24 protein-coding genes are annotated in these 18,640 nt (G+C 47.8%); all 24 read right to left on the bottom strand.

Annotated elements, in window-relative coordinates:
- Positions 1-95: 95 nt before the first annotated feature.
- The 24 genes from PAV_RS22880 to cutC all read right to left on the bottom strand — a co-directional run bounded on the left by PAV_RS22880 (position 96) and on the right by cutC (position 18,619).
- Complete coding sequence (locus tag PAV_RS22880; protein ID WP_040736537.1) at positions 96-1,424, bottom strand: response regulator; 1,329 nt, start codon at positions 1,422-1,424, stop codon at positions 96-98.
- 46 nt (positions 1,425-1,470) lie between these two features.
- On the bottom strand, positions 1,471-2,796 hold the full coding sequence (locus PAV_RS22875; protein WP_005550181.1) for a sensor histidine kinase: 1,326 nt from the start codon (positions 2,794-2,796) through the stop codon (positions 1,471-1,473).
- On the bottom strand, positions 2,793-3,116 hold the full coding sequence (locus PAV_RS36435; RefSeq protein WP_238555892.1) for a hypothetical protein: 324 nt from the start codon (positions 3,114-3,116) through the stop codon (positions 2,793-2,795). Before PAV_RS36435 ends, PAV_RS22875 begins: the two co-directional genes overlap by 4 nt.
- A 391-nt stretch (positions 3,117-3,507) precedes the next feature.
- Positions 3,508-3,666, bottom strand: coding sequence for an aspartyl-phosphate phosphatase Spo0E family protein (locus PAV_RS33730; protein ID WP_005550179.1), 159 nt, complete (start codon positions 3,664-3,666; stop codon positions 3,508-3,510).
- A 223-nt stretch (positions 3,667-3,889) separates the two neighbouring features.
- Positions 3,890-4,177: a hypothetical protein gene (locus tag PAV_RS22870; protein ID WP_005550178.1), complete on the bottom strand. Its 288-nt coding sequence runs from the start codon at positions 4,175-4,177 to the stop codon at positions 3,890-3,892.
- 4 nt (positions 4,178-4,181) lie between these two features.
- On the bottom strand, positions 4,182-5,192 hold the full coding sequence (locus PAV_RS22865; protein ID WP_238555891.1) for a DMT family transporter: 1,011 nt from the start codon (positions 5,190-5,192) through the stop codon (positions 4,182-4,184).
- 201 nt (positions 5,193-5,393) lie between these two features.
- Positions 5,394-5,642, bottom strand: a complete 249-nt coding sequence (locus PAV_RS36430; RefSeq protein WP_005550176.1) for a helix-turn-helix domain-containing protein — start codon at positions 5,640-5,642, stop codon at positions 5,394-5,396.
- Entirely contained in the window at positions 5,626-6,162 is a 537-nt protein-coding gene (locus tag PAV_RS22860; protein ID WP_005550175.1) for a response regulator, read from the bottom strand. The genes PAV_RS36430 and PAV_RS22860 overlap by 17 nt, the downstream gene beginning before the upstream one ends.
- A 4-nt stretch (positions 6,163-6,166) precedes the next feature.
- Positions 6,167-7,345, bottom strand: coding sequence for a histidine kinase (locus PAV_RS22855; protein ID WP_005550173.1), 1,179 nt, complete (start codon positions 7,343-7,345; stop codon positions 6,167-6,169).
- 253 nt (positions 7,346-7,598) lie between these two features.
- Positions 7,599-7,880 (bottom strand): ethanolamine utilization microcompartment protein EutM, encoded by a 282-nt coding sequence (gene eutM / locus PAV_RS22845; RefSeq protein ID WP_005550171.1) that lies wholly within the window; start codon positions 7,878-7,880, stop codon positions 7,599-7,601.
- 208 nt (positions 7,881-8,088) lie between these two features.
- Positions 8,089-8,370: a BMC domain-containing protein gene (locus PAV_RS22840; protein ID WP_005550169.1), complete on the bottom strand. Its 282-nt coding sequence runs from the start codon at positions 8,368-8,370 to the stop codon at positions 8,089-8,091.
- Between the two features lie 12 nt (positions 8,371-8,382).
- Positions 8,383-9,030 carry a phosphate propanoyltransferase gene (locus PAV_RS22835; RefSeq protein WP_005550168.1) on the bottom strand — a complete coding sequence of 216 codons (648 nt, stop codon included), beginning with the start codon at positions 9,028-9,030 and terminating at the stop codon, positions 8,383-8,385.
- Entirely contained in the window at positions 9,030-9,611 is a 582-nt protein-coding gene (locus PAV_RS37405; protein WP_338010916.1) for an aldehyde dehydrogenase family protein, read from the bottom strand. The genes PAV_RS22835 and PAV_RS37405 overlap by 1 nt, the downstream gene beginning before the upstream one ends.
- 130 nt (positions 9,612-9,741) lie before the next feature.
- A complete protein-coding gene (locus tag PAV_RS37400) occupies positions 9,742-10,503 on the bottom strand; it encodes an aldehyde dehydrogenase family protein (RefSeq protein ID WP_051135189.1) in 762 nt (253 codons plus the stop codon).
- 27 nt (positions 10,504-10,530) lie between these two features.
- Positions 10,531-11,349: a BMC domain-containing protein gene (locus tag PAV_RS37005; RefSeq protein ID WP_005550166.1), complete on the bottom strand. Its 819-nt coding sequence runs from the start codon at positions 11,347-11,349 to the stop codon at positions 10,531-10,533.
- Between the two features lie 14 nt (positions 11,350-11,363).
- Positions 11,364-12,020: a cupin domain-containing protein gene (locus PAV_RS22820; RefSeq protein WP_005550165.1), complete on the bottom strand. Its 657-nt coding sequence runs from the start codon at positions 12,018-12,020 to the stop codon at positions 11,364-11,366.
- 43 nt (positions 12,021-12,063) lie between these two features.
- A complete protein-coding gene (locus tag PAV_RS22815) occupies positions 12,064-12,327 on the bottom strand; it encodes a EutN/CcmL family microcompartment protein (RefSeq protein WP_005550164.1) in 264 nt (87 codons plus the stop codon).
- Positions 12,314-12,634 carry a microcompartments protein gene (locus PAV_RS22810; RefSeq protein WP_005550163.1) on the bottom strand — a complete coding sequence of 107 codons (321 nt, stop codon included), beginning with the start codon at positions 12,632-12,634 and terminating at the stop codon, positions 12,314-12,316. The genes PAV_RS22815 and PAV_RS22810 overlap by 14 nt, the downstream gene beginning before the upstream one ends.
- Entirely contained in the window at positions 12,635-13,474 is an 840-nt protein-coding gene (gene eutJ / locus PAV_RS22805) for an ethanolamine utilization protein EutJ (RefSeq protein WP_005550162.1), read from the bottom strand.
- Entirely contained in the window at positions 13,432-14,136 is a 705-nt protein-coding gene (locus PAV_RS22800; RefSeq protein ID WP_005550161.1) for a hypothetical protein, read from the bottom strand. Before PAV_RS22800 ends, eutJ begins: the two co-directional genes overlap by 43 nt.
- Positions 14,137-14,155: 19 nt before the next feature.
- Positions 14,156-14,587 (bottom strand): EutP/PduV family microcompartment system protein, encoded by a 432-nt coding sequence (locus PAV_RS22795; RefSeq protein ID WP_005550160.1) that lies wholly within the window; start codon positions 14,585-14,587, stop codon positions 14,156-14,158.
- Entirely contained in the window at positions 14,584-14,937 is a 354-nt protein-coding gene (locus PAV_RS22790; RefSeq protein WP_005550158.1) for a BMC domain-containing protein, read from the bottom strand. The genes PAV_RS22795 and PAV_RS22790 overlap by 4 nt, the downstream gene beginning before the upstream one ends.
- A gap of 76 nt (positions 14,938-15,013) precedes the next feature.
- Positions 15,014-15,976: a choline TMA-lyase-activating enzyme gene (cutD, locus tag PAV_RS22785; RefSeq protein ID WP_005550157.1), complete on the bottom strand. Its 963-nt coding sequence runs from the start codon at positions 15,974-15,976 to the stop codon at positions 15,014-15,016.
- An 87-nt stretch (positions 15,977-16,063) separates the two neighbouring features.
- A complete protein-coding gene (cutC, locus tag PAV_RS22780) occupies positions 16,064-18,619 on the bottom strand; it encodes a choline trimethylamine-lyase (RefSeq protein WP_005550155.1) in 2,556 nt (851 codons plus the stop codon).
- Positions 18,620-18,640 lie beyond the last annotated feature (21 nt).

Here is an 18,640-nt window from a genome sequence, read left to right as displayed (position 1 = left end):
GTGACCTTTTACAAAATTAGCTAATTTACAATTCCTATTGTAAGAAGGCAGGTTGACGATGAACATGTGTAATTCTATTTAGATCATTGGCGATTCTACTTCTTGAACTCGCTCAGACTTACTCCATAATATTTCTTGAATATTTTACTGAAATGCTCAGGTGATTCGTATCCGACCTTTTCAGCAATTTCATACCGTCGTAGATCAGTGGTTGTTAGAAGCAGCCTACTTTCTTCCATCCTCAGTTTAACGACATAGTCCCACAGGTTGTAGCCCGTTATTTTTTTAAACAAATAACTTAAATAATTCGGGCTCACATGACTTTTGTGAGCAATTTCCAAGAGTGTTAATCCCTTTTGGGCGAAATGCTCATGAATATATTTTTTGACCTTATCTACGATTTGATTAGACTGCATGTTCAACTCGTCCTTCTTGGGCTCTTCCTCATCTTGATTCCAGCAAAAATCTCCATAGTAAAACACATAATGATCCGGGTGTACGTGGTTAAGGCGTACTGCTCGTTTCGCCTGTTGATCCAATACGCTGATATACTCAATCCCCTGTAAGATATGGCTAATGCCAATCACACATTGCAGCGATAAGTAGACCTGAATGTTCATGCAGAGTAACCTACCAATGATATCCAATTGATTGATTTTGTTTATGCCTGAATCGCCATATGTTTCGCTATCCCATTGGAGAATGATCGTAATTTCATAATCTGGTGAACAAAAAGCAATATGACTGAACTGCCCTTCAAGCAGCTCATTCGCCATGTTCAACACGGCATATTGCAATAAATGGACATTTTCCCCAAAGAATCGCTCTCTGTTTGACGGGGATTGTAGATGAAGATTGATTTTGAGCACCGCAAAATAGGGCCCTACTAACGAAAGATCTCTCAACTGCTGAGCAGAAAAAGCGTTTTCACATACATGCACAGGATTAGCAAGCAGGCTGTTTAATAACGCTGTTGTCGCCGGAGCAGGCTCGCTCATACTGAATCGTTCATTTAATGGAGCGGCAATTTCATCTTGAGCCGTCCATGTTTTAGTTAACCTCAGCAGCACGCTTCGCACGGAATCTAGGAACTGGGTGCTGTTAATGGGTTTGATTAAATAATCTTTTGCACCCAGCCGCATAGCCAACTGCGCATATTGAAAAGTCTCATGAGCGGAGACAACAATGGATTGAACGGACGGCTTTTCCATTTTGGCTTGATGCATCAATTCGATACCGCTCATTCCACTCATTTGAATATCTGTAATCAATAAGTCAATATCCTCCATTCGAATGAAATCCATTGCCTCATATCCGCTTTGAGCGATGAAAATGTTATGGATATGCAATCCCGAAATAGTAAGAAGATTGCTTAGTCCCTTGCAAATCCATGGTTCATCATCTACGAGCAAAATGTTATACATGTAACGAATCACCCCGTAAGTAATTGTGTCCGAGAAGCAGTTTCGCTTATAGGCAGCGTAACGGTGACAATCGTCCCCTGTTGCTTTTTTTGCTATAGCTAATCCCATAGGAGCAGCCAAAGTGCAGTTTAATCCTTTGCTGAATGTTGCGTATCCCATAACCGAAAGAAGGCACTTCCATCTCCATGTTCAACAACCGGTGAATTTCTTCATAGTCGACAACTTTATATCCATTATCCTCTATACGGATAATCACAATATCGTCATGTATGTCGGCTGAAATAACGATTTCACCGTCATCCTCCATATTTTTCACTCCATGAATAATGGCGTTTTCAATTAACGGCTGAAGGATAATCTTCGGAATCTGCAATTGGCGTACCTCATCGGCTATATTCCACATAACCCGAAATCGAAGCTCGTACCTGCGCTGCTGCAAGTTAATGTACGCAGCAGCATGCTGCAACTCCTCTTCAATGGTTATTAATTCTCTCCCTCTGCTTAATCCGATTTTCATTAATTTGGCCAAGTCTTTAATCATCTCGGCAGATTGCGTGCTTCCTTCCAACATGCTTTTCCAGTGGATGCTCTCCAGCGTGTTGTACAATAAATGCGGATTAATTTGTTGGTACAAAATTTGCAGCTGCGTTTCCCTTTTCTTAATTTCATATTGATATTTATCGTTCATAAGATGATTTAAACGGTTAGCCATATCGTATACGGACGTAATCAGCACACCCAATTCATCATTTCTGTTCTCATCGCTCGATCTGACTACTTGTTTTCCCGGTATGTAACTTCGGATGAAACGGGACAATTTCTGCATCGGCTTCATCAACGATCTCCAAAAATAGATGAAGGCCGCAAAAACGAGTAAAGCGTAAACGATCGAAATAAGCTGAATAATCTGTTTGAGTTGGCTCTGCTGCTGGAGTAAGGAATGAAGCGGTATTCGATAGACGAGTTTTTGCTGAAGATGATAGCTATAATTAATGACATAGATGTGACCCGAATGGACGATATCCATAAAGCCATCTTTTTGCTCTACTTCTTTCGCTTCGTCCGGTAGTCTCAATATGGTTCCGATTCCTTCCGCTGTTGAGGCGAAAATCTGATTGAACCAGTCTGTCAAGAAGATTTCTCCTTGCGGCAAAGAAACCGTGCTGAAATCGTTTTGAATCATTTTTTCAAGTTTAGTGACTACGAGTACGCCAATCATACCATTTGCCTGGGACACATTATTGACAGCTCGGACATAGCTTAATGTTTTTGATTGGGGAGGAGAGTTCATACTATCAATGACTTTCAGACGACCCTTCCCTTGCATCTGAACTGCTTCCAGAAACCAATCGGGCTTATCTTGCTCCGTCAAAAATATACACCGGATTGTGGAGCGATCCGAACTTTTGGAGCAAACGAATAGTAGTCGGCAGGATCATAAACATAAAGGGAAAAGTAAACCGCTTCTCCCCCATTTACGCCAATCGAGTAACTTTTGAGCAGTTTGTCCAACGCTTCATATTTACTTACCCGTTCAAGAATGGATTCGGTGCCGCTCGGAATCATTTGCTGTGTAAGGGGATTTTGAATAATGGTCTTGGTCATTAGATCAATGGAGTCCATATCCCGATTTACAAGGTATAAGTTCTGTTTGTTTAATTCCAGATAGGCGTTCGTGACGGTTTTCTTCAATATGTGCTCTGCTGCCAAGTTTCCATAATAGGAAAGAATAAAAACAGGGCTTATAATAATTAAAAACAGGAAAAGAAGTTTGTAGGTAACACTCATTTGGGGTATAAATCTAGTAAGTATTTTTCGCACGTACTTCGCCCCTTCAAAACTTCTGTTTAACTGGATCAGGCTAATCGATATAGCAGATAAGTAGAAAAAAATCGACCATGATTCAAAATTCAAGGAGCTAAGATGTTATTTATGTCATTCCAAAAAATTCGATTATAATACATTATTTAACTATATTTGATACATTACATCAAGTATCTTCCCATGAGCAGCTCATGGGCGAGATTCCACCACTACATCCATTTTTACAATTTCAAGCGATTCCAGAAGAAATGAAACAACCTCAGTCCAGTAAAATACCGATATATCTATCCAGTTGCTGACTGATCAGAACCACTTCTTGGTCCGTAAATTCCCCCTTATTTTCAACGATCTCCGTTAATTTCTTTCTCAATACGTTTATTTTATTCTCTATCGAACAATGATTGTTCACCTCACGCATATGATCTCACTCAGAGAGTATAATGCACGTTACAGTAAAAACTGTATAAATGTTCCACTGCAACCCTTTGTCGAAACATATTAAATAAGCACCTTTATAGCAATAAGAGACAATAGAGCGAGTCAAGGACTACAAAACATAAAGAACTCCCGCGGTAAAGTAGTTTACGGGAGTTCGTCTTTAATCTGAACCCGGCCTAAGGCTGGGTTGTATGAGATTGTTCTTATTTTTGCGTCCACTTTTTAGGCAAGTATTTATTGATCGTATGAATACCCTCATCGTTGATTGCATAGTACATACATAATTCCCCGTTAGCATCCAGCTCGTACTGGATCTCGTCAATCAGTCCGTTTGCCTGCAACGACAGCATATGATCCAGAAAGTTTGCTCTTGTAAATTGACGTTCTCCACCGTATTCGCTTTTCAAAGCGTCCATCGCATCATCAATATTTGCCTGCTGCACAGTGGACATGAAAAGCAGCACCCGGGAGCGAATCGGCAACAATGGCATTTGCTTACGCCTCCTTCTTTTTGAACAGATCCATTGGATTCATCGAAACTAAAAGCGCTCCAATTGTAATGATAATTGCACCGGCAATTACTGTAGGAGTTAGCGCATCACCGAGGAAGATAGCAGCAAAAACAACCCCCCACAGCACATAGGTAATGTTGAGCGACATTCCGACAGCAACGCCAACCATATTGTTGGCCATATACCAAGTCAGGAAAGAAATAGCCGTAAACAAGGCTGCAGCCGCGATAATGAGCATTGGTGATACGGATCCAAGCGCGGAAGCAAAGAGATCCGTTGCCCCGAAAATAGGCACTAGCACGGCAATGTAAACGATTCCAGAAACACCCTCGCGAATGGTAATGGCGATATTAGAATCCAGCATGGACATCCCGAAAGTGGCAAATACACCTTCCAGTCCCCAGCCAAGCGCGGCTACCAGAGCAAAAACAATGCCCAATGTGAAATTCTCCACGCCGCCTTCAGGCTTGACATAGGAGATGAGCGCCGCTCCGATAACACAGATGAACATGCCGACGGCCACCCGTTTATCAATCTTCTGCTTCAGAAACATTCGCGCGAAAATAGCACCAAACATCGGACAAAGCGCCGAAATAGGGATAGCCGCCGCTCCAGCCATATCAATCCCAACCAGATAGGCCCCGTTGGCGATCGGGCCGCCAAACACCGCGGCAATCGCGACCATCAATCCGGGTATCGTTACCAGACTGCGGCCGATTTCTTTGATCTTTCCTTTCTTTATGTTCCAGATCAGAAGCCAGATCGCCGCCAAAGCATCATTAATCGCCGATGCCACTATGGGTGCCGCAAACGCTCCTATAATCCCCAGAAAAGGTTCCTTCATCATGGCCAGGGCTACAACGGTACTGTAAAGGCCGAACGTTAACCCGGAAATCAGTCCGTAAACGATTCCATTTCTTCGGAAACGACTGTTCATCTTTTGTTTCAGCATGCCGGCCGTAGCCGCGGGAGCTGCCACTGTTTCCTTCATCATCCATACACCTCTGTTAAGTAGATTTATCTTCGTAGATGTATCTTCATTGTATAGCAAAGAGACCATTGCGCCTGTTACTAACCGTACCTCTTGTTGGACTTCCTGAATCATTTTTTCTCCATTCTGGTACTATTCGTACTTTTAGGACGATAAAGCCAACAAAAAAGTCTCCCACCATAATCGGGGGAGACTTTAGGAACTCTATTTCGTGTTTTTTCTTTCGGCAAGAACGCTTTTTTTATATTCCTTCGGCGTCATATTCATTTGCTTGTAGAATACCCGGTTGAAATAAGATGGATCGGTAAAGCCGCATTCTGTGGAGATGCGATAGGCGGGATACCCAGTAGTCTCAAGCAGCTTGCAGGCATGTACAATCTTGAGCTTGTTCACATAATCCGTATAAGTAACGCCGAGCTCCCTTTTGAAAATACGGCTAAAAATATTGGGCATTCATATACACATGACTCGCCACCATTTGCAAGGTCAGCTTATCTTTGTAATTCTGCTGAATATAATCGACGGCTTCTTTAATAAAGCGCTGACATTCTTGAGCCGATTGAATCTGATAAGTTTCTGTCAAACACTTTTCTTCTGATTGAGCGGCCTTATCCAGCCCCTTACGGATCATTTGCCGCAATTTTTCCGGCTTGACCGGCTTAAGCAAATATTCATGTACCTGCAGACTGATTGCCGCCTGTGCATAGGAGAAATCCGAACTGGCAGACAAAATCGTCACGCATGCGTCAGGGAGAAAGCGGCGAATTTCCTGCAACGAGGATATTCCATCCATTTCAGGCAGCATGATGTCCATAAAAATAATATCCGGCCGATATTGTTTGGCGAGCTTAATCGCTTGCATACCCGTATCGCAAATAAGCAGCTTATCTTCAGCACCCAGAATTTCCTGCGCGATGGATTGAAGAAACTCCAGTTCTATCGGTTCATCTTCAACAAACATAACTACGCTCATTGCATCACCTCGCAATTGGTTGGGTGGGGATGCGGATGTTAACCGTGCTCCCGCTGTAATCGGATTTCACGATCGATAACCCATACTCTTCTCCGAAATAACGCTTTAAACGGCTATCGGTGCTCCGGAAGCCCACGCCGATCTTGCTGCCCGGCTGATGAATGAGCTTTAGTACCTCCGGCGAGAACCCATTACCGTTGTCTATAACAGAAATGGTGATATCATTTCTGTACTTTTCGGCAATCAGACGAACGGTACCCCCGTCCCGCTTAGGGGTAATTCCATGAATGACTGCATTTTCCACAATAGGCTGAATCACCAAATTAGGAATGCGATAAGCCTTTAATTCATTAGGAACAATGATTTCATACTGCAGGCGATTTTTGAAGCGTGCCTTTTGTATATACAAATACTTCTCAATGTTATCCATTTCGGCTGCGATGGTATGAAGCTGATCATCCTGCTTAACATTGTATCGCAGCAAGTCGGACAGGCAATAAATCAATTCCTCCGTCGTATGGGAGTGTTCGAAATAGGCGATGCGGGCAATGGAATTCAAAGTATTGAAAAGAAAATGTGGATTGATGACGAGAGACATGTTTTTTGCTTCTAAGTCAATTACTTTCTTCTCCAGTATTTCTTTTTCCGCAGACAGACGATTGATAATTCCTGTGTTGTCCTGCGCGCTTTCGGCGATGTCGAGCGCAATATTCCTTGCGATATGATGGCAAAGCTGCTCATGAATATCTGCTTTATCCTGATCAATGGTTGGAAAAGCCGATATCGCCTTCGCTACAACCTCCAAATCCAGCCCCTTCATTTCGGCCAATTCCGCCGTATTAATCAGGTACTTCTGAAACTCCCTCTCCTGGGAATACGCCTGCATCCCCGAGATGAAGCCAACAACTTCATCTTTGATCTTAATGGGCAGCAAAATATTCTCCAGACCGTAACAGCAAACAAATCGCCCCTGTTCACCGGTATTAAAGCGCTTCAAATAATCCGCGCAAGGTCGCGTAGGATTCTCCCAACAAATATGCCTGCAGAAATCAGGAGACGGATTGAACTCAAGCAACACGTCTCCATTGTTATCGTGCAGCAGCAGCGAGAACTTAGAAAGAGACAGAATGCCGCTGTATCGTGCGTATACTTTGGTTGCGATCGGGCTATTGGTTTTCAGCATAATCTCGTTGCACCCTTTCACCGAAAATGAACGGGAAAATAAACATTGCATGCTAAATTTTTCACAATATATCATCTCTATTATAGCAATTTTCAACCTGTTTGGAAATAGTGCATCCCTCCTCCTCAAATCCTTATTTATAGAAAAAAGACTACTCCGACAAGCTTTCGACAAGCGGATTGTTGCAGACAAAAATAAAAAGGCCAAAACCAGTTTTACCGAGTTTTGGCCCTTTGCAGAATATCAATATAAATTATAGCTTAGCACCGGGAAGAATGTTTTCCACTTCACTGTGAGGGCGAGGAATCACATGTACGGATATCAGTTCCCCTACACGCTGTGCGGCTGCAGCACCAGCGTCCGTTGCCGCTTTCACCGCTCCTACATCGCCACGTACCATTACGGTGACAAGTCCGCCGCCTACCATCTCTTTGCCGATCAAGGCGACATTGGCCGCTTTGACCATAGCGTCCGCTGCTTCGATAGAACCTACCAGACCTTTTGTTTCAATTAAACCCAATGCTTCTGATTTCATGTTACATTCCTCCTAAAAGTTTTGTGAGAATCAAGCGCTAGCTCCGAACAAAACTTACTTCGGAAGCATAGGCCTAGTTTTGTGAGAATCAAGCGCTAGCTCCGAACAAAACTTGCTTCGGAAGCATAGGCCTAGTTTTGTGAGAATCAAGCGCTAGCTCCGAACAAAACTGCTTCGGAAGCATAGACTTAGTTAATAATTTTTTGAATTATGCCTTAGCAGCCGGAAGGATATTCTCCACTTCGCTGTGGGGACGAGGAATCACATGTACCGACACGAGTTCCCCTACATTTTTCGCAGCTGCGGCACCGGCGTCTGTCGCCGCCTTCACCGCTCCTACATCGCCCCGTACCATAACGGTAACAAGTCCGCCGCCTACCATCTCTTTGCCGATTAGAGTGACATTGGCCGCTTTGACCATAGCGTCCGCTGCCTCGATAGAACCTACCAAACCTTTTGTTTCAACCAAACCAAGAGCTTCTGATCTCATGTTCATTTCCTCCTAACGATTTTTAATGATTTTAACAACAGACGCCGATGTTAAATCCATCGCGTTGGCCTCTTCAACGTCGATATGACAGTCGAGAGCAGCGTCACTGCTAACTCTGATTGCGACCTGATTGTACCCTCCGCCCCGGAGTCCATCAAATTGAATACTGACCATTTCTCCATCGATTACGCCAAAGAAAAGGGCATCATCAGGCGTCATATGAATGTGGCGCTGTGCAACCATCAAGCCGCAGGAACTATATACGCTTCCCTTCGGCCCGACCAACGTGACGCCCGGTGTGCCTTCAAGCTCCCCGGACAAGCGCACTGGAGCTTTCACGCCCAACTTAAAACAGTCTCCCCGCATAATTTCTACCTGGGTCTGTTTCCGCACTGGACCGAGAACCCGTACTTTTTCGATGGCCCCCTTGGGCCCGCAGACCGTAACGGTCTCATTACATGCATACTGTCCGGGTTGGGACAAATCACGCATTTTGGATAGCGTATATCCGGATCCGAAGAGCGTCTCCACATCAGCCTGAGAAAGATGCACATGGCGATTCGAAATCCCTAAAGGGATGGAGCGCGGCTCCTCCTCCGCCTTACCAGCACCGGATACAACCTCCATTAACAAAGAAAGTACTTGATCATAGTTCCCCACTAGCTGTCACCGCTTTTCTGCAAAATGGACATCAGCTCATCGACTAGATTCAACAGCAGCGCATCGTCCTGTTGCTTTGGCAACTGCGGAGTTGGAACAGAGTAGGGGGTTTGTGCCGTACAGTCCTTAATGCCGTAAGCCACACGCTTGATATTAATCAAGTGCTGTGGTCCCACATTATCTGAAGTGGCGCTGCCCCCCCAGGTTCCACATCCCAAAGTGAAGGCCGGGGCAAGTCCGGTGCTTGCGCCCACACCACCCTGAGTGGAGCCTGTATTCACCAAAATGCGGAACACAGGTTTTTGCGCAAATTCCATGACCATATCATGATTCTGCGTATGGATGGAGAAGCTATGGCCTATTCCTCCATTACGCAGCAGTCCAACACTTAGATCGCAAGCCTCATGCCAGTCCTGTACGGTGTAAAACGCCAATACGGTAGTAAGCTTCTCATAGGAAAGCGGGAATTTCTCTCCCACGCCCTGCTGTTCGCCTAATAGCACCTTGACCCCTGCAGGAATTTGAATGCCGGCCGCTTCCGCGATCACCTGAGGTGAACGTCCCACCAGTCTTGAATTCATGGCATGGCCTTTTACAAACAACTTTGCTGCGACTTTAGCAGTTTCCTCCTGATTCATAAAGTAACCGCCCTGACGCTCAAACTCTGCGATCACCTGAGAACGGATACACTCCTCCACGATAACAGCCTGTTCAGAGGCGCAGATTGTACCGTAATCGAAGGTTTTTGCTGGCAATGATATTTGCTACCGCCTTTGGAATATCAGCGGTACGCTCAATGTAGGCTGGTACATTGCCCGGCCCGACTCCCAACGCCGGCTTACCCGCACTGTAGGCGGACTTCACCATTGCCGAGCCGCCCGTTGCGATAATCATGGCGATTTCATCGCACTTCATCAGTTCCTGCGTCGCCGGCATCGAAGGCTTGGTAACGCAGCCAATGATTCCTTCGGGAGCCCCTGCCTCGACAGCGGCGGCGTGCATCAATTCCGCGGCCCGCATGATAGATTTCTTTGCCGAAGGATGCGGCGAAAAGATGATTCCATTGCGAGCCTTTATCGCAATGATCGATTTAAAAATCGTAGTGGATGTCGGATTGGTTGATGGAATAATACCCATGAGCAGTCCGACTGGCTCGGCAATCTCTATTAATTGATTCGTCTTGTCCTCGCGGATAACCCCAATCGTTTTCGTATCCCGAATGGATTCATACAGCTCCGTGGAAGCCAGTCGGTTTTTGAAGATCTTATCCTCAATCTTGCCAAATCCGGTTTCCTCTACTGCCAGTGCAGCCAGTTCAGCGGCGTTGACCTCCGCTGTCCGTACCATGTTTTGTACAATTCTGTCAATCTGTTCAGCATCGTAGCCGGCAAGGACATCGGCGGCCGCTTTTCCTGCACGGGCCAAGTCCCGCGTTTCCTGAATCGATTGCAAGTCATAATCATAATTTTCCAAGTGAAACATCCTCCTCTCGCTTACTGTTTACTGCTGATAATAATGGCGGAACCGCTTGAGCAGTTTGACCTTGTTTGCCTTCGAAATTGTCGTCATGCTCATCCCATATGCGGGGCTGCACTCTCTGGCCAGTCCGCGCAGCCTAACAGCAGTCATTGTTTCCAGCAGTTCCATTGCTTTGTCAAGCCCTGATTCCTTTACCAGCACATCAATTTGGTGTTTGAGTGGACTGTCTAGCACTGCCGGATCTCCATCTGCCGCATCTTGATTGTCTGGTTCTGGACTGACGTCTTTAGACGCAAGAGCCTGAGCGTGATCGGCTGTTAGTACAGGGAAGTCTTCATCACCACCGATATTGAATGAGACTTCGGGTGCTGCTTCCAGTGGAACTTTAGGAGCCATGTCCAGTGGAATATTGGGCGCATCGCCCAGTTGAACATCAGACGCTGTGTAACGTTTCGAGGTCTGCTCTGGCGTTTGCTCAGGCAGCTGCTTTGGAAACTGTTCCGCCGCCTGAGTATGCTGTACTGGCAGCGCCAGCTCGTCCTTCTCCTTGGTGAAATTCGAAACGCTGCGCCGGCCGATGATGCTCGCTATGTCGTTGTGGGGTCTTGGAATAACATGTCGGCTGATAAGCACATCACTGCCCAATTGTTGCGCCGCGGAGGCACCCGCCTCCACGGATGCTTGAACAGCGCCAACATCGCCGGTTACCGCGATGGTCACTAGCCCGCCGCCCACATTGCACTTTTCTATCAGTTCGACCTGAGCTGATTTGAGCATGATGTCCAGACATTCAATCGCTGGAAGAAGTCCCCGCGTTTCAATTAATCCAAGCGCCTGCATGCTATCACCTCCTGTTACTGCAGCTTCCGATCAGGTTCGCCCGCCGGGTAAGTCATATAAAACATCCTCGCGCAGTTCGACGATCCCTTGGTCGCTTTCACCCCTTTGGGGATGAAGAGTACATCCCCCTCATGGGCGGTGAAGGTTCTCTCGTTCAAAGTGACATCGAGCGTGCCTTCCAACACGATATAAGTTTCTGCGTCGGCTGTCTCCTGCTCGAAGCTACCGCGGTCGACAGTCAGAAACCCTGCGCTCATGGAACTATCCGGCTTCCCGATTACCTCTTGACGATATACCTTGGCGCTAGCTGTTCCCGTTTCGTAAGCTTCCATTTTTACCGTCCGGCCCCGCACAAGTTTCAAGCCAGTCGGATCCGTCTCCGCTTGATAAGGTGGCTCGATAGTCGTTCCCAACAGCTTTTCAACCAGTCCTTTTTCCGATAACATCTTGAAAATTTTAAAAATAGCATTCATGTCGAGATCATCTTGAGTCTTGCAGCCTGCGGCTTCGGAGCTCTTAGTCCCACAAGGCTCATTGGTAAACTCTAACCCCAGCTCTATTGCCCTATCACGGGCCGCCGGTGTCACAATCGTGTTACGGTCAATGCAGCATTGCTTCTGTCCGGAAGCCGCCCATCCTTCTACATCCGCAGCACATATTAGTTTTTTCACAGTTCTCGCCCCCTCTCGCTGCATTCGATTACTGTTCGAATATTTATTCGAACACGCAGTCCGCGTCGATGATGCCGACGACGACGGCATCCACTGGAACATCGTCTGTATGCAGCATCTTGCGGGCCGAAGAGCCGGTGCAGACAATCACCCGATCACCTATGCCAGCGCCGATCGTATCGACTACAATCAAACGGCCCCCGTCGTCACTTCCACCAATCACCTCGGCCAGCATCAGTTTCATTCCTACAAGGGAATCGGCTTTACGGGTAGACCAGATATTGTGAATCAATTCAGCCGCAATCATTGCATTCCTTCCTCCCCGCTTTTCCGCTCCTCTGCTTAATCTCGGCGATGGCGTCCTCCACGGAAGCTGTGTCCCCAAAAATAGCGAGAAGAATCATGTTTTGCGGGCAACTGCCGCGAATATCCTCCACGGTTACGCCCACCACTTTTTCAGCTACATCAGCGGCCCAGACCATATCAATCAGCCTTCCCTGCACCAATCCTATCGCGTCACATTGGGGAACTTCCCGACTACTGGGCGCTCCTCTGCGACGAAGCAAAATGTCAAGCGTCCCCTTGGAAGGAGATTTGATAATCCGAAATTCCACTCACATCGCCTCCTGCGTACAATTCAGAGCAATGCCCAGCGGCGTGACAAACAGAGGGTTGCTAGGCTTATAGGTAGCAATGCCGGTCTTCTGCTCAATGATTGTCTCCATATCGGACAAGCAGCAGGTGCCGCCGACCAAGTACAATTCCTTGACCTCATGGCCCACAACATGGCGGTTGATGATGGAAGCAACCTTATCAATGACCGGCCGGAGCAGCGGCAGCAATTCTTGGTGATGGGCAGGGTCGCGCTTGAAACAGTCCGCTTCAGAAAAACTCATCTGGTATGCCCCGGCAATCACCAAAGAAAAGTGAGTGCCTCCCGTTGCTTCGTCGGCGACATAGACAACCTTTCCATTTTTCAGAATCGAAATGCCTGTTGTTCCGCCTCCAATGTCTACAATGGCTCCGTCGGATATTTGCAGCACGGCATTAGCCGCCGTAGGTTCGTCCAATAAAGCCGTAACTTCAAATCCCGCACCCTGGATCACATGCTTGATGGCGCCAGCATCCAGTAAATCGGTTCCCGGAGGAATCGCCGAAGCCGCATATTCAAGTTCTGCATCCAATTGCTGCTCCAACTGCGCTTTAAGCTCCCTCACGATCTGAATTGCTCCTAAGTAGTCCACTACCATTCCGTCGCGGACGACATCGGCGTAGCGGTAAGCTCCTGCCACCGGTTTCCGGGTCTCATCCAACACCGTAAGCACCACACAGGCCGTTCCCAGATCCACACCGGTATAGTAGAACGAAGACCGCCCTGCAATCGGTTTCTGGATGACCGCTTCAAATTGTTTTACCAGTTGATCGCAGTATGCGAAGGGTTTTGTTTCTGGCATGTTCTACCTCCTGTAGTTCTGCAAATAAGCGAGCTTAATGCGTTAATCATATAGTTGATTCCAGGAATAACAGGTTTCTCCGGCTTTTCTTGGGGACTGCCTGCTGCGGCTTCCAACACCGCAAACCCAAGCTCCCGCAAAGCGCTGCGCAGATGGTGCAGCAAAGCAATTTCTTTGCCCTTTTCCAATTGAATGTGAAACTCGGTCACCTCAAAGCAATCTCCCGCATCCTCAAAAAGAACATCGCAAGTAATGCCGGTACAACCATGGAAAGATAAATCGGCAGCAGATGTGCCGCCCCCTTCCCCTTTCTGGAGGGCTGAAAAAAGCTTTGACAGCTCTAGTACCTTCTGTGCCAGAAGCACATCCCGCTCCAGCAGCTCCTGCCCAGTTAACAAGAACAGGGCTGAGACGGACTGCATCTGACAGCGCAGCTTCCCACGCCGCCAATCCGGCTCTTCCGCTTGTTGCTCCGGATTAGGGACTGGCTCTTGCTTTTGTTCCTGGTTTTTCTCTTGCGTACCATAGGACACGGCGATCTGGCGATCTGTCAAGAACTGGCGCGCCTCTGGCGTTAATCGGCTTCCATGCTCCACCATGTATGATGTAAAAGGCCCTATCCTGTACACATTGCGCAATTCCATTTCGGTAATAAATTTCATGGTCTCAACTCCACTCATATTACCCGAACAAATAACGTTTCAATTCCCCGATTCCCCTTCCCACGGGAAGACTAATGCGGAAAAAGGGTTCGGTTATCCCGGCACGTTTCAAAACTTGTACACAATCGTTCTCATTTTCCAGCGCAAGATCGGCTTGCGTTATTACCCCGACAACGGGCTTTGTGAAAGAAGACGCAAAGCCGGGCGAGTAGACTTCCAGATGCCGGGACTGATCCACCAATATCAAAATATGGCTTGCGTTCTGCGCCGTTGCAATCAAATGGCTGTACATCCAGGTATTCTCGACATATGCGCCCGGTGTATCGATCGTCTTCGGCCCATAGATAATATCCTGCGTCCTCCGCAACGGGCGATTCGTACCATCAAGCGCATGGGCCAGCGTCGTTTTTCCGCAGTCTGTAGGGCCGATCAGCATAATGCGTTTTTTCATGTCCGTGTAATTTCCGCCGTCGCAAAACCCAGACTACCGCTCAACGTCTCAATGATGGTCCGTAACGCGGTTTCCACACTGGCTATATCTCCGGTGAGAAGCACCGAACCAGTAAAGCGATCCAGAAAGCCGATTTTCACATCTGCCACCTTGGTGGCGATATCGGCGGCAATAATGGAGGTTTCGCTGGGCGACAGTGTTAATATGCCAATTGCCCCCGCTTCATCGATGCCGAGTCTTTCATACATGTCAGGCACGGGTGAAGCAATGATATGGGCCAGCGTCACTTGTTTGCCCGGCACCGACTCCTGAATAATCCGCCCGAGATCAGGTCCAGCAGGCTGCTCCATAAACGTCCTCCTTAAAGATTTGCGAGTTTGTAAAGCGCTAGCTTTACTAAACAAAACTGGCTTCGTAAGCATGCTCTTAATGTTTGATTACCCGGACTGGGAAATGGTATTGGCTGATTTGACGTTCAATACGCTCCAGATCGGCTTCATTAAGGCTTAGATCGCGTTCAACGGTGTAAGCCATATCCAATTGCCTGTATTTGTTAATCCCCAGCTTGTGATAAGGGAGCAAATCGATGCCTTTAAAATTACGGTATTCCTTATAGGGAAGCAGAAACTCTACCGTTTCGCGGATGGTGTCCTCATCATCATTGAGCCCCTTCATTAGCGGCATCCGCACCTCCACGTTATGTTTGCGGGTGATCAGTTCCCGCAAATTTTCGAGAATGCGCTCGTTGCGTACACCCGTCAGTTGATAATGGCGATCCGAATCCATATGTTTCAGATCGTATAAGATCAAATCGGTAAATTCGGCCATGGCCAAAATCGCTTCCGGTTTGGTATGCCCAGAGGTTTCAATGGCCGTATGGATTCCGGAGCGCTTGCATTCCTTGAGTAAATTGACCGCAAACTCGGACTGCGCACATACTTCGCCGCCGCCCAACGTGACGCCACCCCCGGATGTCGTGTAGAACAGCATATCCTGCTCTACAATTTCCACAATTTCCGATACCGTCATATTCTTCCCGACGATAGAGAGCGCCCGTGCGGGACAAACCTTCTCACATTCCCGACAACCCATGCACTCGATCTTCCGGTCCACCACATGCTGCAGCTTGGAAGGCTCCTGCGACCCGGAAGTGTCCAGACGGTGAATTCCTCGGGGACACGCCGCAACACATGCGCCGCAATCGTTGCACAAATCCCGTTGGTACATTACCTGATATTTCTTTTCCAGACCCTCTGGGTTCGCACACCACTGACAGCGCAGGGGACATCCCTTGAAGAAAACAAGCGTTCGGATACCGGGGCCGTCATATATGGAGTATTTTTGAATGTTGAAAATACGTGCCTGCCTTTCCGGCATACCTGAATCCATAGCTGTGGCTCCTCCCTTTCCGCATATCTAATTGCCAGAATGTCTCTTCCCCGGCGTACAGCACCGGAGAAGAGCACGGGGCTATTTTTAGAAATGCTCAATCATCGTTCTGCTGATGATCTCATCCTGCACTTCTTTACACAATTCCACAAAGTATGCGCTATAGCCAGCGACCCGAATAATCAAATCACGGTATTGATCAGGATTTTGCTGCGCTTTAATCAGCGTTTCATTATCCACATAACTGAACTGCATTTGACCGTTTCCGAGAATGGAGGCCGTCCGCAACAGATTAATCAGTCCGTTCTCTCCTTCAGGTGTTTCCAGCAAACCGCGTAAAAGTTTGAAGTTATGCACCATACCAATATTCATGGCTTCGACATCTATTTTGCTAATTGATTTGATAATAGCCGTCGGGCCCTTCTTGTCATGACCCTGAGTCGGGCTGATACCGTCGGACAGCGGCAGCCAAGCTTTGCGCCCATTGGCGGTAGCACCGGTCATCTCGCCGAAAGGCGTATTATTCGAAATCGAAAGCGTACCGTGACTGAAGGTGGAGTACAGCGTTTTAAATTTGCGGTGATAGTTCTCAGTCCACCCGGTGATATCGGCGGCGATACGATCGGCATAATCGTCGTCGTTGCCGAATTTTGGCGCGTCCAGACAATCCTTGTGAATCTGCTCATAACCTTCGAAATCGGCCAGCAACGCGTCACGGATTTGCTCGAGCGAATATTTTTTGTCATCGTAAACCAGCTTCTTGATGGCAGCCATCGAATCGGTGTAAGTTGCCAGACCGGACCAGATCAAGCCAGGTCCCCAGTTATACATGGCGCCGCCGGCGGAAACGTCGCGGCCAGTCTCCATCGTGCCTTCATACATGATCGACATAAGCGGCTTTGGCGCATAATCGCGGTGAACGCGCTGGCTAATCACGGTACCCACTGCGGAAAGCTCGGTGATGTATTCTACCTGCTTCTTAACCGCCGCTTCAAATTCCTCATAGGTCGAGAAGTTCCGCAGATCGCCCATGTCCAATCCTGGCTTGCTTCCGTGCCAGAGCATTTTGCCACGGTTAAGGACAAACTCAATGGCAATCGGCCACTGGGTGTATCCGGTGGAGGTCCATTGATACAAGCGCCCGGATTTTTGCGGTTCCACACAGCCCATCAGACAGTAATCGCGAGCATCTTCGATACTGCAGCCCTTCATCAGCATCATCTTGATGTGGGAATCATCGAAATGGCAGGCTGGGAAGCCCAAACCAGCACGAACGACATCCACAATCTTCTTCAAATATTTCTGAGGAGAACTATTGTGGATACGGCAAGCAAGTGAAGGCTGATAAACGCCGACATGACGTACTGCATCCATGAGCAGGTAAGTCAAGTCGTTGGTGGCATCGCCCCCCTCTCGTTTTTGTCCGCCGACACACATATTGACGAACGGCTGGTAGCCGGCAAAGAACTTGGAGCCGCCCGCGCTGGAAACCCACATCATTTCCGAGCATTTGATTAGGAAACAGCCTGCAATCTCAAATGCTTCAAACTCTGTCAAACGGCCTGCTTTTCTGTCCGCCTCATAGAAAGGATACATATATTGGTCCACACGGCCGACAGACATGCCTGTCTGATTTTCTTCCACTACGAGCAAAGATTCTACGGTCCAGACCGATTGCATGGCCTCATGGAATGTAGTCGGAGCGTGAGCCGGCACGCGAGCGTTGACTTCACCGATTTTTTGCAACTCCGCCTTGCGCTTCGGATTTGTTTCTTTAGCAGCCAGTTGGTATGCGTATTCAGACATCCGTTTGGCATACGCCATCACGCCTTCGGTCGTATCCAGCACGGATTTATAGTAATAGATTTTGTCGATGTCTTCCGGGTTTTGCATGGACAGCTTCGCAATGTGCTCTTTGGCTTCCCGCTGGATATCCAGCATCCCTTTCTTCATAAGAATGACATCGTAGCCTGGGTTGGAGTCTCCGCCGCCGTTGATCTGATGATAGGAAAGATCGCTGACGAATGCTTCGCCGGAAAATTCCCACAGACCAGCATCCCGATATTGCTGTTCACAAATTTCATCCACCGATTTGCCTTCCCAGAACGGGAACAGCTCCTCGCGCATAATCCGCTTGTCTTCCTCGGAGATGTAGAACGGATCCTGAGGACGGTTGTGAATGGTATCGAGCTCATCCCGGGTCCAGCGCCAAGCAATGTCAGGCGAGAAAGCGCCTGCGCGCGGCGCGCCGCAAGGATGACCAACAATCAACTCGTTGTCCTGGATGAGCAGCGGAGCCTCTTCACACGCTTTGCGGAAAGCCTTGGCACGCAGCATAATTGCTGGCAGACCCGGATTTTCCTTGTATACCTGAGTAAAGGCTCTGGCACGATAGGTTGTAATGCTTGGCGTAGCGGTCAAATAATGTTCTTTCAAAGCCCGCAAACGCTCGGTCATTCCCTCCGGGTATGCGCATTCTTCCTTGCGATGCTGACTCGAGCCGTCTGCTGTCAGCGGTTGAGCTCCTTTATCTGATAGCCCCTTAGAAATTCCCTGGAACAGCTTCATGATCGCTGCTCGTTCTTGAGGAGCCATGGCTTTCGTAGCTTCGGCAAATTTGCTTGAAAACTCATGAATATCCAATATATTTCCCTCGCAATCTTG

The sequence above is a fragment of the Paenibacillus alvei DSM 29 genome (genome assembly GCF_000293805.1).
Taxonomy (GTDB): domain Bacteria; phylum Bacillota; class Bacilli; order Paenibacillales; family Paenibacillaceae; genus Paenibacillus_B; species Paenibacillus_B alvei.
Note: the sequence above shows the minus strand (reverse complement) of the source record. Positions and strands in the feature narration are given on the sequence as shown.